Origin of the sequence: Anaerotignum faecicola, from assembly GCA_024460105.1 — a bacterium.
GTDB lineage: Bacteria > Bacillota > Clostridia > Lachnospirales > Anaerotignaceae > JANFXS01.
The window spans coordinates 102158-118028 of sequence record JANFXS010000007.1 but is presented as its reverse complement, the minus strand read 5'-3'; the positions used below and the strand labels follow the sequence as shown (position 1 = coordinate 118028).

The 15871-nt window shown below is 37.0% G+C and carries 14 protein-coding genes; 2 read left to right on the top strand and 12 right to left on the bottom strand.

Features of this window, described 5'->3' with window-relative positions:
• Positions 1-26: 26 nt before the first annotated feature.
• From NE664_11635 to NE664_11595, 9 genes are all read right to left on the bottom strand, one after another.
• A complete protein-coding gene (locus NE664_11635; protein ID MCQ4727295.1) occupies positions 27-1448 on the bottom strand; it encodes a sigma 54-interacting transcriptional regulator in 1422 nt (473 codons plus the stop codon).
• A gap of 309 nt (positions 1449-1757) precedes the next feature.
• Positions 1758-2396: a lactate utilization protein gene (locus tag NE664_11630; protein ID MCQ4727294.1), complete on the bottom strand. Its 639-nt coding sequence runs from the start codon at positions 2394-2396 to the stop codon at positions 1758-1760.
• 112 nt (positions 2397-2508) lie between these two features.
• On the bottom strand, positions 2509-3042 hold the full coding sequence (locus NE664_11625) for an NUDIX hydrolase (GenBank protein MCQ4727293.1): 534 nt from the start codon (positions 3040-3042) through the stop codon (positions 2509-2511).
• Between the two features lie 42 nt (positions 3043-3084).
• Positions 3085-4281 (bottom strand): pyridoxal phosphate-dependent aminotransferase, encoded by a 1197-nt coding sequence (locus NE664_11620; GenBank protein MCQ4727292.1) that lies wholly within the window; start codon positions 4279-4281, stop codon positions 3085-3087.
• A 179-nt stretch (positions 4282-4460) separates the two neighbouring features.
• Entirely contained in the window at positions 4461-5387 is a 927-nt protein-coding gene (locus NE664_11615; protein MCQ4727291.1) for a dipeptidase, read from the bottom strand.
• Between the two features lie 88 nt (positions 5388-5475).
• Positions 5476-6639, bottom strand: coding sequence for a hypothetical protein (locus tag NE664_11610; GenBank protein MCQ4727290.1), 1164 nt, complete (start codon positions 6637-6639; stop codon positions 5476-5478).
• Between the two features lie 291 nt (positions 6640-6930).
• Entirely contained in the window at positions 6931-9030 is a 2100-nt protein-coding gene (gene fusA, locus NE664_11605; GenBank protein ID MCQ4727289.1) for an elongation factor G, read from the bottom strand.
• Between the two features lie 875 nt (positions 9031-9905).
• Complete coding sequence (locus NE664_11600) at positions 9906-10742, bottom strand: zinc ribbon domain-containing protein (protein ID MCQ4727288.1); 837 nt, start codon at positions 10740-10742, stop codon at positions 9906-9908.
• Positions 10743-11322: 580 nt separating this feature from the next.
• Entirely contained in the window at positions 11323-12417 is a 1095-nt protein-coding gene (locus NE664_11595) for a DUF362 domain-containing protein (GenBank protein ID MCQ4727287.1), read from the bottom strand.
• Positions 12418-12507: 90 nt separating this feature from the next.
• Here NE664_11595 and NE664_11590 point away from each other — a divergent pair, with 90 nt between their 5' ends.
• Positions 12508-12666 carry a DUF1540 domain-containing protein gene (locus NE664_11590; GenBank protein MCQ4727286.1) on the top strand — a complete coding sequence of 53 codons (159 nt, stop codon included), beginning with the start codon at positions 12508-12510 and terminating at the stop codon, positions 12664-12666.
• A 166-nt stretch (positions 12667-12832) separates the two neighbouring features.
• On the opposite strand, the gene NE664_11585 is transcribed toward NE664_11590, so the two are convergent.
• Positions 12833-13330 carry a peptidylprolyl isomerase gene (locus NE664_11585; protein MCQ4727285.1) on the bottom strand — a complete coding sequence of 166 codons (498 nt, stop codon included), beginning with the start codon at positions 13328-13330 and terminating at the stop codon, positions 12833-12835.
• 184 nt (positions 13331-13514) lie between these two features.
• Between NE664_11585 and NE664_11580 the strand changes: the two genes are divergently transcribed.
• Positions 13515-14468, top strand: a complete 954-nt coding sequence (locus NE664_11580) for a hypothetical protein (GenBank protein ID MCQ4727284.1) — start codon at positions 13515-13517, stop codon at positions 14466-14468.
• A 73-nt stretch (positions 14469-14541) separates the two neighbouring features.
• Here NE664_11580 and NE664_11575 read toward each other — a convergent pair whose 3' ends face one another.
• A complete protein-coding gene (locus tag NE664_11575; GenBank protein ID MCQ4727283.1) occupies positions 14542-14955 on the bottom strand; it encodes an NUDIX domain-containing protein in 414 nt (137 codons plus the stop codon).
• Positions 14956-14973: 18 nt separating this feature from the next.
• Positions 14974-15858, bottom strand: a complete 885-nt coding sequence (gene hslO / locus NE664_11570) for an Hsp33 family molecular chaperone HslO (GenBank protein ID MCQ4727282.1) — start codon at positions 15856-15858, stop codon at positions 14974-14976.
• Between the last annotated feature and the right edge of the window lie 13 nt (positions 15859-15871).

Here is a 15871-nt window from a genome sequence, read left to right as displayed (position 1 = left end):
AAATCATAATATGCATATTTACATATTTAATTTATTTTATACTTTGCAAGTTTTCTTGAAATCGTAGATTGATCTGCTTTAAGTTTCTTAGCAACTGCCGTTCCGCTTCCGTAAATTTTCATATACTCCGTTAAAATCGCCTTTTCATATTCTGCAACCATATCCTTCAAAGAGGCGTCCATTATATTTTCAAAATTAACAGATATATCGTTTCCCCTTACGTTAACTTTAATAATCCCTAAAGCTTCATATGCATCCCTAAGCGTAATCCTGTCGCCTGAACTTTGAATTATTAGCCTTTCAACTATATTCCGCAATTCGCGCACATTTCCCGGATAATCTTCTCCCGCAAGATATTTGATTGCATCGCTGTCTATAGTTTTCGAAGTACCGTACTTTGCATTAAAAAGCCTTATAAAGTGTTCTACAATAAGAGGTATGTCTTCACGCCTTTTATCAAGCCCGGGAATAGCAATTTCAATTACATTAAGCCTGTAATATAAGTCTTCCCTGAATTTCTTTTCGGCAATCATTTCACGCAATGGCGCGTTTGTTGAAGCGATAAGCCTGAAATCTACATTTATCGTTCTGCTCCCGCCAATACGCCTAACTTCATGATCCTGAAGAACCCTTAGAAGTTTTGACTGCAAACTTAACGGAAGTTCCCCTATTTCATCAAGTAAAAGCGATCCGCCGTCCGCTACTTCCAAAAGCCCTTTTTTTCCTTTTGGGTTTCCTCCCGTAAATGCCCCGGGCTCGTAACCGAAAAGTTCAGATTCCAAAAGCTGTTCGGGTATTGCCGCACAGTTAATTTTAACAAACGCCTTATCTTTCCTCTTGCTTTCAGCGTGTATTATATCCGCTATATGCTCTTTCCCAGAACCGGATGGGCCGAATATCAAAACTGTTACGTCGCTTTCCGCAACCTTTTTTGCACGTTCAACTATTTTCTGCATTATATTGCTTTGGTAAACAAGATTGCCTTTTTTATCAAGCGTTTTTTTTAGGTTTTCATATTCGTTTTCAAGCTTTTCTTTGTAAGCTTCAATTTCTGATATTTTCTCTTTTATCTGAGCCAGTTCGGAAACGTCAAGAAGGTAATTAAGAACATACTTTATTTTACCTGTTTCGTCCTTTATAGGCACGCCCTGAACTTGAAATACTTTTCCGTTCGATACTTTCTGCGTAAGCATAACCTCACTCTGGCTTTTAAGTACGCTTACAGTTGCGGAATTCGTTACCGTTTTTTCTTTTTCAACCTGAAACATGGTTTTTCCCATATATTTACTGTAATGCTGGCCTGTTATCCGCCCCTGCGCCTCATTCAGAAACAACACCCTGCCGTTTCCGTCGGTTATATTAATTCCTAAAAAAGGGTTATGCAAGAGTTTATTATATAATATTTCTTTAAGGTCTTCCGGAACTTTTCCTCTGCCGTTGTCTTCCATATATTAATCACCTTTCATTCAAAAAGCCCTTATATCACCAATTATTTATTATGTTGTAAAATAATTTAAGATGTTTGTAACAGAAATCCAAACAAAAGTACAGATGCTATGCTGTAAATACAGTTAAAATTTTACAATATCATTTCATAAAATTTTATTTAAAATTACAGACTACATGAAAATTATAAATGTTTTTCAAAAAAAAGTAAACTGTTTGCAGACATAATCATTAATTTTTTATATAAAATACAAAAAAGGCATATACCCAAAATAACAGGTTTTATGCCTTTTTATGATATATGCTATATTTTAATATCCAAGCGGTTCGCCGACAAGTATAACTTTAACTCTGTTTGGAATTTTTGAATGTCTTAAAACATGCATACTGCAGCAAATACATTCAGGAGAATTGCAGTCATGGCATGTACCGTCGACACGGCAAGGCGTTTTAATATCAAACCTTGCGGCGTTAATCGGCGCCGCCGTGCTTCTTGCCCTTTTGAATGCACTGTCCAAATCCTGAGTAACCTTATTTAAACCAACAATAAAAAGTACATTTTTAGGCCCGAATGTAATTGCCGCAACCCTGTTTCCCAATCCGTCAATATTAACAAGCTCGCCGTCCTCGGTAATTGCATTTGTGCTTGTAATGAACCAATCCATCGAAAAAGCTTTTCTCATGCCTTCCTGAAGCTTCACAGGATCGTCGCATGTATCACGATCAAAAACATCATAATTGCCTTCGATAAAAGCTTTTGCAAGCCCTATGTCCCTCACAGACATTGTGCCGCCCCATGTCATAGAACTGCCTTCCGGCACAAGTTCAAGGGCTTTTTTAACGGCTTCCTGAGCTGTAGGACAGTAGTATCCTTCCATATTGCGCTTTTTAAGGCCTTTTATAATCCTTTCGGCCAACAATTCATTTCTTAATTCTAACGGTGTTGCCATATTGTTTTCCCCCTTTAAACAAATTAACTTCTGGTTTTGTATAATTGCTGTTAATAGTTAATATTATCAGCACGATCGTTTTAAATTATTTGTTTAACATGAAATATTTTCATCACTTACCGCTTTTATACTCTTTATATGCCAAAATTGCCGCCATTGTTTTAATATCATGTATTTTGCCTGAAAATATCATTTCAACGGCTTCATTTACGCTGTGCCTTTCAAGCTCTATAAATTCATCAGGATCCGGATTGGGAGCGCCTTTTTCTAAATTTTCGGCTATATAAAGATACACTTTTTCGGTACATATTCCTATTGCCATATATGAATCGCTTATAAAATACGGCGTTTCGCACTTATATCCGGTTTCCTCTTCCAATTCCCTTTTTGCGGCTTCAACGGGTTCTTCACCTTTTTCAATCATTCCGGCCGGAATTTCCAAAATAAAGTCCCTTGCCGCATGGCGGTATTGGCGCACAAATATAATATTTCCGTTTTCGTCAACGGGAATAATGCCAACGGCATGGCCTCTTACAACAGTTTCCCTGACAGTAACATTTCCGTTGGGCATTACAACTTTATCCTTATGAATTTCCATTACTTTCCCCTTATAAACACATTGACTGTCAATAGTTTCATAGCTCATGCCGTTACCTCCGTTTTTTAATTATAATTATGCATAAATGAATTACTCTAATTCTTTAACAAATTCTTCTATCCTGTCCATACCCTTTTTAATATTTTCCATTGATATTGCATATGAAAGCCTTATATACTCCGGCATACCGAAATCAGCACATGGAACAACTGCCGTAAGTTTATTTTCGAGGAGCAAAGATGCAAAATCAGCGGCCGATTTTATCTCTAAACCGTTATATCTTTTTCCAAAAGTTTTTGAAACATCTATAAAAAGATAAAACGCGCCTTCAGGTTTAAGCGCCGAAATTAAAGGTATAGCTTCCTCTCTTTCGTATATATAATCACAGCGTTTTTCAAATTCTTTTCTCATTTGTTCAACACATTCCTGTGAGCCCGTAAGGGCAGCCAATGCGGCCTTTTGCGCCACAGAATTGGCATTTGACGTCATGTGGCTTTGAAGCGAACCGATACATTTTGCAATTGCCGGAGAACTTGCAGAATATCCTATTCTCCACCCTGTCATGGCATAGCTTTTTGAAACCCCGTTAATTACTATTGTCCTGTCATAAATTTCTTTTCCTAAAGAAGCGATGCTTATATGCTTTTTGTCTTTATTGTATATCAGCTTTTCATATATTTCATCTGAAATTACAAGCAGATCTTTTTCAACCGCAAAGTCGGCAATAGTCTTAAGGTCGGCTTCTGATGAAATCATGCCGGTCGGATTTGAGGGCGTTGTGAGCATGATTGCCTTCGTTTTATCTGTATATGCCTTTTCAAGCTCTTCTCTTGTAAGCATAAAATTGTTTTCTTTTTTTGTCTGTACGATTATCGGAACGCCGCCTGCGATTGTTACCATTGCAGAATAGCTTAGCCAGTATGGAGCAGGTATAATAACTTCATCGCCATCGTTAAGTATTGCCATAAACGTATTGGTTAAAGAATGTTTTGCACCGTTTGAAACAACAATCTGCCCGGGTTCGTATTCAAGGCCGTTATCTTCCTTAAGCTTTTTGCAAACCGCCTTTCTAAGTTCCATAGTTCCAGACGCCGGAGTATACCTTGTAAATCCACAGTTAATTGCCTCGACAGCCGCGTTCCTTATATGTTCCGGAGTATCAAAATCAGGTTCGCCTGCCGCAAAACCGACAACATCTTTCCCCGCTTCCCTAAGCTCCCCTGCTTTTGCCGTTATAACAAGGGTTGTCGACGGTTTAATGCTTAGAGCCCTTTTAGATAATTCCATATAATCACCTCAAAATATTTTATCCTTAAAATCACATTTAACATTTTATACCATAAAAATCTGTTTTGCAATAAATTTTGACCAATATATTTTAATCTGAACCGCCGTTAATTTTATTATATATGGAATTGATAAAAACATCTTATGCATTTCAAAAAAACATAAAATTCCGCATATATTCAAATAATTTTTGACAACACTCTCATAAAATTTTTATAACAAATTTTTTCGGCCGCCGTTTCGCCAAATCTTTTTTCTATGGACTCAAACAGGCTTTTAAGGCACGAAATATCATCAATTCCAGCAGGAGTATCATCAATACCGTCGAAATCGCACCCAAACCCGATATAATCAACTCCAAAAACTTTAACCATATGCTCTATATGTATAAGTACGTCATTTATCGCGGCTCTTGGCTTCCTGCTTAAAAAAACAGGGCACAAATTAATTCCAACCGCTCCGCCAGAATTTGCAACCGCTTTTAACTGAGCATCCGTTAAGTTCCTTTTAACATTTGTTTTCTTTCTGGAATTTGAATGGCTTGCAATAAACGGTCTTGAAGCAAATTTTGCAACATCCCAAAAACTATCGTCATTTAAATGTGAAACGTCTATAATCATGCCTAATTTTTCCATTTCTTTTATTGTTTCAAATCCAAACTCCGATATACCGCCACTTTTAACGCCTGCCCCACAGCCTATTTCATTTTTATAATTCCATGTGAGCGTCATTGCGCGTACGCCCCTGTTATAGAAAAAACGTAATTTTTCCAAACTGCCTTCTATAGCTTCTCCGCCTTCAAGCGAAAGTATCCCTCCAATTTTACCGTTTTTCCTACATTCTATAATATCCGAATATTTATTGCAGTGCGAAATTATATTTTCGTTTCTTTTAACTTGTTCATAATAAAAATCAAGCCTTCTGTTTGTTTCGTTAAACGCATCGCATAAATACTTCTTATCCAACCATACGGCAAAGATCTGAACCATAGAATTAAATTGACGCATGCGTTTAAGATCAATATGAAGATTATTTTCAAATAATTCCATATTGCTTTCATATGCTTTGCATACTGTGTCGCAGTGCGAATCAAACAAACTCAACATTTAATATCCTCCTAAATAAAACAAGATGCAGTGTTTCCGCATCTTGTTTAAAATCACTTATTATTTTATATGCAAAATTCCGTTAATATTATTCTTTTATAATTAAACCGGTATTTCCACTGTTAAGCATATCCTTATTTTTCTTATGCCCAATAGTAAGAGCCGGTATAACGCATATAACCAAGGCAAGATAACCGCAGTATTTATAGCCGACCGAAACAATTTTTGTAAGTCCAAATGAAGAAATACCCATACAAACTAAAATAGCAACTATTGATATAAATATACGACGTACAAATATATCGCTCATAACGCCTTTGGAATTTTTAAAAATTGAATTTTCAAGCCTTACTACAATACCGAAAATGCATGACACACCTGTCGATATTAAACAGCAGAACAAACATATTTTATAAAAATAGAATAAAAAGCTTATCCCAAGCTGCTCGCATACATAAAGATTTGGGAGTGTAATTGCATTAGCTTCCAAAATTCCGTCTTTCCAACCTACCAGCATCCATACCGCAAGAGCAACTCCAAAACCATTCATCAAAAACCCGATAAACGAAGCGCCTTTTATGCTTGTTTTGGTATTGAGATGTTCGCAGCATGCGATAACTGCCGGAACCGCAACACACTGGAAACCACAATAAATTATAGCTCTCCATAATGGATAAATCCACCCGCTAGGGGCGTCCATAGCTGAAACCGCCGCACCTACAACGTCAATACTCTTAATAAATCCAATAATATAAATAGTAAACCCTGATACAATAATAAGAATACCAAGTATTGTAGAAACTTTTCTGACAAGATCAGCGCCAAATATAATTAAGATAAATAACATAACTCCGACAACGATTGTTGCAAATATTATATGCATCGGTATAATTTCCTGTATCATTCCCGTTGCCGCAGAAATAACCCCTCCTACTGCCGCAAGCACTATACAGTAGTTAAACACCTCAAACAGTATGTATAACTTTTCATGAGGCCTGAAAAGGCACCTCATAACATCGCCGTAGCTCCTCGCATTAATAAGCTGGCTCATTAACATAAGTTCATAAAGAGCAAAAGATAAAATACCCATCGAAACAAGCGGGAAAATCATCCCCGGAACACCGTATATGGCATAATACTGCCATGCCTGATTACCTGTCGCAAACCCTGCCCCGGCATGTGTTGTAAACCAAACTGAAGCAACCGAAAACATCGCGGCAAAACCAGCCTTTTTAACATTCCCAGACGTCATAAAACTCCTCCTTTTAACCTCTGCATATAAATAATAAGTAATTGGCAAAACTTAGAATCTCAACAAAACCCCTTCCTTAAAACTTTGGTTTAGTATACCAATTAATGGAATTGATGTCAATAAATTTGAAATTATAATAACACATATTTTTCAATCCTTTTGTAAAAATTAATAAAATACATCAGTTTAAATTATGTAATGAAATTATAAATCCATTCTACAGTCTTAACTTTAAATTGAGTATAAAAAAACAGGCCGCGATTTATCGGCCTGTTTTTTTATATTTTGATATTATTTATTTTCAGTTTCTTTTTTTCTTTTTTCAATTACTTTCTGCTGTATTTCAATAGGCGCTTCTTCATACCTTTCAAATTTACAGTTATATTCCCCACGGCTTTGAGTTATGGATCTGAGATCCGTGCAGTATTTATACATTTCACTAAGCGGAACTTCTGCAAAAATACGCATGTTTTTCCCTTCAGGATCCATTTTAAGTATACGGCCGCGTCTTTTATTAATATCTCCCATTATATCGCCCATATATTTTTCAGGCATAAGAACTTCTACCTTACCTATCGGTTCAAGTATTGTAGGTTTCGCCTGCGCAAGACCGTCTTTAAAAGCCATTGCAGTTGCCATTTTAAAAGCCATTTCACTTGAATCTACAGGGTGATAGCTTCCGTCAATAAGCGTGGCCTTTAAACCTACAACAGGATATCCGGCAAGAACGCCGTTGTTAATACACTCCTGAATTCCTTTTTCAACAGCGGGGAAGTATGCTTTCGGAACAGAACCGCCAAATATTTTTTCTTCAAAAACATATTGTTGAGTCAAATCTCCTGACGGTTCAAAAACCATAAGTACGTCTCCATACTGCCCATGCCCTCCGGACTGTTTCTTATATTTGCCCCTTACTTCAACACGGGACTTAATCATTTCCCTAAACGGAATGATAGGTTCTTCAAGCTCAGCTTCAATCTTATATTTATTTTTCAGTTTTTCAATGAGTATATCAAGATGCTGTTCGCCTATGCCATACACTAACGACTGTTTTGTTTCCGTATTGACTTCGGTTTTTATTGTAGGATCTTCCTCGCGTAGTTTCGTAAGGGCGGCAGATATTTTATCCTCGTCGCCTTTTCCTTTTGGTTTTATTGCCATAGAATGTACGCTCTCAGGGAAATTAATCTTAGGTAGTACAACAGGGAAATCTTTAGAACAAAGCGTATCCTGGGTTGTAGTATTCGTAAGTTTTGAAAGCGCGCCAATATCTCCGGCACAAAGTTCGTCAACTTCAATTTGCTCCTTTCCCCTTACAACATATATATGTGAAGCTTTCTCAAGCGTATCCTTATTTGGGTTATAAATTGTCATATCCTTTGTTAATTTACCGCTCATTACACGGAAAATATTAAGCCTTCCTATATATGGGTCTGCTATTGTTTTAAATACAAAGGCTGAAAAATGGTCGTCGACATCGTTTCTTCTTTCAACCTTTCCTCCAACTTTGAAATCATCGCATTCAATTACAGGTCTGCATATATTCGACGCCGGAATATACTTAACTATCGCATTCATAAGAACTTTTATCCCGTATCCTAAAGTTACGGCGCCGCAAAGTACGGGAGCGACAGCCCCGCTCTTAATACCGGCATTAAGCCCTCTATATATTTCATCTTGAGTTAATTCTTCATCATTAAAATATTTTTCAAGCAGTTCATCGTCCGCTTCGGCTGCTGCTTCAATTAACATTCCTCTGAGGCTTTCAACTTCGCCCATCATAATTTCCGGAACTTCAGCCTCCACAAGTATTTTACCCGCTTTGCTGTCTTGAATAAGGCGCGCTTCTCTTTCTATACAATTAATAAAACCTATAAATTTTCCTTCATCATCGCGTAAAGGTATTTGGAACGGAGCTATTGCTTTACCGAATTTTTTACGCATCTGGCCAAGAGCAACATTGAAGTCGGCATTATCGTCATCCATCTGATTAACCAATACCATTCTAGGCATATTGTATTCTTCGCAATAATCCCATGCTTTTTCCGTACCTACTTCCGGCCCTGATTTTCCAGAAACGACAATCAAAGCTGCGTCCGCAACGCTTAAAGCCGCCCTAACTTCGCCTACGAAATCAAAATAGCCCGGCGTATCAATAAAATTGATTTTTGTGTTAAGCCATTCTACAGGGATTATTGAGCTTTGTATGGAAACTTTTCTTTTAATCTCTTCCGGGTCATAGTCGCTTACGGTATTTCCCTCTGTAACCTTGCCAAACCTTTTGGTCACGCCTGAGAAATAAAGGGCTGATTCTGTGACTGATGTTTTACCGCATCCGCTGTGACCCAATACCACAATGTTTCTGATTTCACCTGTCGCATAAGTTTTCATAAGCCTACCTCCAATGTTATTTATATAGTATAAATTTGTTTATAATACTATAAAGTCTTTGAACATATGTCCAACCAACTTTATAAATTTATATTCTACATATGTTATAAATATCCTTTTAGCCAAACAAAAAAAATATATTTTCATCAATTTTATACAAAAAACAATACTGATATATATCAGTATTGTTGACCTAATTCGTTCTTTTCCGAATAATTTGCACGCATGATAATCCGAATAATATTCCCGTTCATCTTAAATTTCGTCCATCAACGGCCATATATTTATTTTTACTGTAATTCCCCATGTTGATAATATAACGGCAAATTCTCAATTCCCGTCATAAAGTCTTATTTAACCGTCAAATATATTTTTTAGTTAATATAAAACGTCATATGTTCTTCTTCCAAGATAATTTACCGTCATCAAAACTTTCAATCTAACCTTTTATACTTATTCTTAGCATAAAAAATACTATTGCCATTGTTTTTATCCGGCGGTTCACATCGCCTTTAAAAAATATTAGACCACATGTATTTATTAAAAATCTTGACGAATATTCATTTTTCAATATTGACTTTTTTCTAAATTTTCAATATTTGATTTAAACGCATATCTTTTGCTGCCTGCTAAAATTTTATATATTAAAAACCGCCGAAAATCTTTATAGCTTATTATTTTAAAATACTTTTTCTTTCTGTATAGTCAATTTGTGTCTGCTTTTCAGAATATCTGCTTTTTAATTTCAGTAAAAAAGGAACGTATCGCAGTAACGTCCCTTTTTAATCGAAATTATGTTTTTATAATTTAATTTTATTCAGTTTAAGAATGATTTTAGAAAATCATAGATTAAAATATTTTTGATATAATATCTGCTAGAAACCTGTAACTTCAACAATTTTATACGCCGTACATGACTGATCTGTTACTAAGGCTCTGAACTTCCATACTGTACCCGGCTCAAGATTATTAATATTGTCTAAAGTTGAGCCGATTTGTGTTTCTCCGTTATACAGATTTATTGTAACTTGTGCGTATGAATATGTTTTATTTGAGTTATTTCTTATTTCTCCGGTTATATAGCTAAACATGCCGTCACTTTCTGTTGATGTATTTAATACCTCAAGATCCGGCCTGTTGATAATATCATTTGGAGTTGTAACTACTGCGCCATCCTTATAAACCGCTTCGCCATTATATGTAACTCCCCCAACAGTACCATTATTCAGATACAGTAAAACTACCCCTTTTGATGAATATTCCGTTTCTAATATGTAGCATTTAATATCTCCGCTGTCGGCTTCTTCATTATGTACAATATCATCAATTTCTTCAATGCCGCATTGCTTTAAAGTATCTATAATTGCCGTCTGCTGTTCTTCAGATACCCCGGCAACATCAACAAACGAATTACTTTCAACTCCACTGCTTTCAGAACCTGATGCACTGCCGTCGGGATTACTGCTTGTGCCTTTTGAACCCAATGAAACCAAAACTGCTATTATTACCAATATTACAATTACAGTTATTAGGCATCCTTTTTTCTTTCCTTCCTTTTTAACCTGGCTGCTGCCGCTGTCGGACCCTGTTGGTATTTTTCTGCTGTTTTCTGAATTTGTTTTTGAATTTTGACTATCGTCGAATTTTGCTCCACAATTTCCACAAAACCGAGCCCCATTTTCAATTTCTTTGCCACATTGTTTGCAAAACATAACCAATACCTCCATTTTATTTATAAATTATGCCATTATTATACACAATTATAATATTTATTTCCATAAAACCTAACATCAGTCATAAATACGAAATAAACTTATTTTTTTTACACATTATGAAATAAATTTTAAATAAAAAATGTAAACAAGGCGGTTATAAATTATTTTTTTGCATTACAACGCTTACTATACATATTGTTTTGTTTGCGTCGGTAAAATAGCGCCAAACTCTACAAAACGAAATTATGCGGCAATATTCGAATATACAATCTGAACCCGTAAAGACGCGGATATTACAAGAATTTTCTATTCCTCTATAAACATTTGCAAAAAATTATAAGATAATTCCGGATTGCAACAGTACACATGCCTTGCATGGAAGATTTTCCGTATTTCGTCATTGCATACGCTTGCCGCAATAGCAACTCAAAGACACTTAAGCCAAGAGAACCTTGCGGAAAGCGGCTGTTTCTCTGCTGCTGCCGATTATAACCGTGTGTAACTTTGCTAATTTCAGTATAAAAATACATAAAAAATACGGCACAAACATGCCGTACTTTTCAATCAAAATATTTTATTAAATCTCTATCAACTCATAATCCATTGTGCCGACGCCAATTTTTTCTGCATGAACAAGACAGCCTCTCCAATCGGTTGTCGGATGCATATGATTAAAATGATCGCCAGACTCTTGTTCAAGAGCGCATCCATGTATAACAGGCTGTTTATTCGCCATATCGGCACAAGCGGCATCAATAGCGACAGGATCAAAAGATGCAAACATTCCTACATCCGGTATTAAAGGAAGATCGTTTTCTGCATGGCAGTCGCAGTATGGAGAAACATCAATAAGCATATTTATGTGGAAAGACGGCCTGTCTTTGACAACTGCATATGCATATTCTGCCATCTTACAATTAAATGACTCCACGGATACACCGTAATCGGGTTTAACGGCGTCAACAGGACAGACAGATATGCATCTTCCGCATCCAACACACTTGTCTGTATCAATTTTTGCTTTCTTCTCAGGAAAACTTATTGCGCTATGAGCACAAATTGATGCGCATTTTCCGCAGCTAATACATCTTTTCGCGGAAATAAAAGGTTTTCCGTCGCTATGCATTTCCATCTTTCCTGCACGGCTTCCGGAACCCATTCCAAGATTTTTAATTGCGCCGCCGAATCCTGCCTGTTCATGCCCTTTAAAATGGTTCAACGATATTATAATGTCAGCTTCCATAATAGCGGCTCCGATCTTTGCTTCTTTGACATATTCGCCGTTTATAGGAACGTTAACTTCATTAAGCCCCTTTATTCCGTCTGCAATTATAACATGACATCCCGTTGTGAACGGACTGTATCCATTTTCATATGCCGCTTCCATATGCTCTATTGCATCTTTCCTTCTTCCTACATATAAAGTATTGCAGTCAGTTAAAAAAACCTTCCCTCCGAGGCTTTTAACTAAATCTGCTATAACTTTGGCATAATTATGCCGAAGATAGGCCAAATTGCCCGGTTCCCCAAAGTGTATTTTAATGGCTGTAAACTTTTTATTAAAATCTATATTTTCAATGCCTGCCGCCCTGACAAGCTTGTCCAGCTTCTGCAAAAGGTTTTCACCGGGCTTAGCCCTCAAATTGGTAAAATATACCTTGGACTTTTCCATATTTATATCCTCCTGTTTTTTAAATTAATAAAATAAAATCTCCTTTTACGGACATAATATAAATATACCATTGAAAGGAGGTAATTATTCATGGCTAAAAACACTTGTATAGCATGTACGGTTCAGCAGTGCGCGCATCACTGCGGCAGCGAAAACTATTGTTCGCTTAACGCAATTACAATCGGTACTCATGAAATTAATCCTACACAGGATCAATGTACAGATTGCAAATCTTTCAAACGCAAATAATCCCTTTTTCGGACCCTATTAAAACTTTCTGATTTTAATTTTGAACGCGTAATTCAATTTACCGAGATAATATTTTTATCCTCTGCATGTTTTACGCCGCGCAAATAGTAACTTTGCAAAGCCGGAAATCTAATTTAGATTAGTTTTCCGGCTTTTTCAAATTCAATTACATCTTTTCTGGTTCAGGATACTCTTCGCCGAATTTTTCAACTGTTATCTCGGTAATAACCTGAGGCTCAACCGGCATATCTCCCCTGCCGGTTTTAACATTTGCCACTTTATCTACAATTTCCATTCCCTCGATTACTTTTCCGAAAGCCGCATACGCTCCGTCGAGATGAGGGGCGGCTTTGTGCATAATAAAGAACTGGCTGCCGGCTGAATTCGGGTTCATCGCACGCGCCATAGAAATAACGCCCGGTTCATGTTTCAGGCTGTTTTCAAAACCATTTTGTCCGAACTCGCCTTTGATTGTATAGCCCGGGCCTCCCATTCCAGTGCCCTCCGGGCATCCTCCCTGAATCATAAATCCGCTTATAATCCTGTGGAAAGTAAGATCGTTGTAATACCCCTTTTCAATAAGAGAAATGAAATTATTAACTGTATTTGGGGCAATTTCAGGATATAATTCAATTTTTAATGTGTCTTCACCGTTTATTTTCATTGTAACTATTGGATTTTTATTCAATTTTAATCATCCTTTCAAAAATCGATATTATACAATAATTAATTATTTTAACATAACTTTTCCCACAGGTCAAAATAAATCGGAATAATGCCGATATTATTTGATGTAATATAAACTACTCAGTACGAATATCATGTAAATAGCTAGAGGAGGTGTTAAATTGAAAAATAAAAGGCTTATATCTGCCGGACTTATAACGCTGTTTTTAGTATTAATGGTAGTAAAGATTTACGGCGTTACCGACATACTCACACTGGATCTTGTAAGAGACCGCGAAAATCCCGAATCACGAAAAAAAATTGCCGAGATAGTTCTTAATGATGCCGGAGTTTCCGACCAGTACCAACCGGAAGAAGTCATGAGCATAAGGACTTTCTACGGCGACTTAACCGGCGACAACAATGAAGATCTGGTAATTGTTACGGAAATAGGGCCTACAGTTTCTTATATATCGGCATATGCCCAAGACGGAAACAATTTTACATTTCTTGACAGTATAGGTCCAATGGCCACAATAGAAAATCTGGAACTCACGAAAGCCCCTTCCCTTGACAGAGATTTCATAGTTGTCAGGGAAAATATAAATCAGAAAATAGGAGCTTTTGAAAACAGTACATATTATAAATTTTATATATGGGATAATGAAAATTTAAGAGAAGCTGGAGTGTTGCCTGAACGTGTGCGCACAGATTGGAATCTTGCATGGGACAGCCAAAACCAAACGTCCCCCAGCGATTGGCGCAGAATAGATATGGATGCAGACATTGCCATCCAAGATCCTGTTAATTCGGAACTTTTAATTACCTTGTATCAGCGTTACCTAAAGTCAAGCGACACAGCCAATAAGTCTGTACCGGCAGACGACACATACTCAGTTATTGCCGAACGAACAATTCCCGCAACATTAAAATGGAGCCCTGAATGGCTTTACTTTATAGTAAGCGAAAAAATTGATAACGCTACGGGTGAAAAAGTTGCAGTAATCGAAGACATGGCATACAGCCCATATGCCCTTGTTCCGGAATACAGCGATACTACTAAAAATAAATATCGTATTTTGAGAAAAGACGGAACTCAGGAAATAGTTGACAAAGGTTCAGTACGAGACATATAAGACATATAAATTTATAAAATAAAAAGCCCATTGGTTTTTTTATTACATACGCAGCTTAACATACCAGTGGGCTTTAGTATTTATATTCAACTGCTGATTTAAATATCCTTATCATCCATTTAGGAACATCCAAACTTTCCATTTCTTCTACAGTAAGCCAATAATATGAATCATGTTCACAGCTGAGAATTACTTCGCCGCCAATATATTCGCACATATATGTAAGTATAAGCATGTGGAGCCTTGATTTAATCGCATCGTATGCATTTAAAATTCCAATAAGCCGCACATCAAGCTGTGTTTCTTCTCTTATTTCACGGAACAGAGCCTTTTGCGAAGTTTCAAAAAACCTGACTCCGCCTCCCGGCAAATCCCAAGGTTCATACCGATTTAAAAAGCTTTTTTCCATTTCACGTTTAGACCGCCTGAGAAGAAGAAATCTGCCGTCTTTTATTATTACAGCTTTAACCGTAATGGCAAAATCCATTTTCAATAAAGCCACCTTCTATCTTTCTATAGCTTTATTATAAATATTCTTGAGCTGACTTTTGTCAAAATGGTATTCCTTACTGCAAAAATGGCATTTAACATCGGCTTTCTGATCTTCGTTTATTATTTTTTCCAATTCGCTTTTTCCAATACTTACAAGCGCTTTCTCAACCCGTTCCCTTGTGCAGTTGCAGTAAAATTTCATTGGCATTTTATCTGTAACAGACAAATCCATACCACCCAAAATCATCTCAAGTATGTCCTCCGGCATTTTGCCCATATCGAGCAAATCCGTTACATACGGCATTGAGTTTAATTTATTTTCAAGTTTGTCAACAACTTCTTCAGGCGCACCTGGCATAAGCTGTATCATAAATCCCCCAGCCTGTCTTACGGTTTCATCTGTTTCAATTAAAACTCCCAAACCTATTGCCGAAGGCGTCTGCTCGCTTTTTGCATAGTAATACGATAAATCCTCGGCTATTTCACCGCTTACAAGTTCAATCTGACCTGAATACGGTTCTTTTAAGCCTATGTCTTTTATGACTGTTAATGTTCCTTTTCCGACCGCTGAACCAACGTCAAGCTTACCGGGATATTTTTCGGCAAACGGCGTCTCCGGATTAAATGCATAGCCCTTAACTCTTGAACTGCTGTCGCTGGTTGCAATTATACCTTGCAGCGGTCCATCTCCTTTGATCTGAAGCGTTACTAAATCGCTGTCGCTTTTCAAAGTGCTTCCAATCATTGCCGCCGCCGTCAAAAGCCTGCCCAATGCAGCTGTTGCAACAGGAGAAGTGTTATGAAGCTGTCTTGCCGTTTCCACAGTGTTTCTGCTCACAGCCGCAAAAGCCCTGACCGCACCCTCAGCGGCAGTTGCCCTTAAAATGTAATCTTCCATCTATAACCTCCGA

What these genes read in the sequence shown, in the direction of transcription:
- NE664_11595 (MCQ4727287.1), bottom strand. Translation starts at nt 12,417, where the DNA reads ATGGAAAAGTCCAAGGTATATTTTACCAATTTGAGGGCTAAGCCCGGT.
- NE664_11585 (MCQ4727285.1), bottom strand. Translation starts at nt 13,330, where the DNA reads ATGAAAATAAACGGTGAAGACACATTAAAAATTGAATTATATCCTGAA.
- NE664_11610 (MCQ4727290.1), bottom strand. Translation starts at nt 6,639, where the DNA reads ATGACGTCTGGGAATGTTAAAAAGGCTGGTTTTGCCGCGATGTTTTCG.
- NE664_11635 (MCQ4727295.1), bottom strand. Translation starts at nt 1,448, where the DNA reads ATGGAAGACAACGGCAGAGGAAAAGTTCCGGAAGACCTTAAAGAAATA.
- NE664_11630 (MCQ4727294.1), bottom strand. Translation starts at nt 2,396, where the DNA reads ATGGCAACACCGTTAGAATTAAGAAATGAATTGTTGGCCGAAAGGATT.
- fusA (MCQ4727289.1), bottom strand. Translation starts at nt 9,030, where the DNA reads ATGAAAACTTATGCGACAGGTGAAATCAGAAACATTGTGGTATTGGGT.
- NE664_11615 (MCQ4727291.1), bottom strand. Translation starts at nt 5,387, where the DNA reads ATGTTGAGTTTGTTTGATTCGCACTGCGACACAGTATGCAAAGCATAT.
- NE664_11575 (MCQ4727283.1), bottom strand. Translation starts at nt 14,955, where the DNA reads ATGGATTTTGCCATTACGGTTAAAGCTGTAATAATAAAAGACGGCAGA.
- NE664_11600 (MCQ4727288.1), bottom strand. Translation starts at nt 10,742, where the DNA reads ATGTTTTGCAAACAATGTGGCAAAGAAATTGAAAATGGGGCTCGGTTT.
- NE664_11590 (MCQ4727286.1), top strand. Translation starts at nt 12,508, where the DNA reads ATGGCTAAAAACACTTGTATAGCATGTACGGTTCAGCAGTGCGCGCAT.
- hslO (MCQ4727282.1), bottom strand. Translation starts at nt 15,858, where the DNA reads ATGGAAGATTACATTTTAAGGGCAACTGCCGCTGAGGGTGCGGTCAGG.
- NE664_11625 (MCQ4727293.1), bottom strand. Translation starts at nt 3,042, where the DNA reads ATGAGCTATGAAACTATTGACAGTCAATGTGTTTATAAGGGGAAAGTA.
- NE664_11620 (MCQ4727292.1), bottom strand. Translation starts at nt 4,281, where the DNA reads ATGGAATTATCTAAAAGGGCTCTAAGCATTAAACCGTCGACAACCCTT.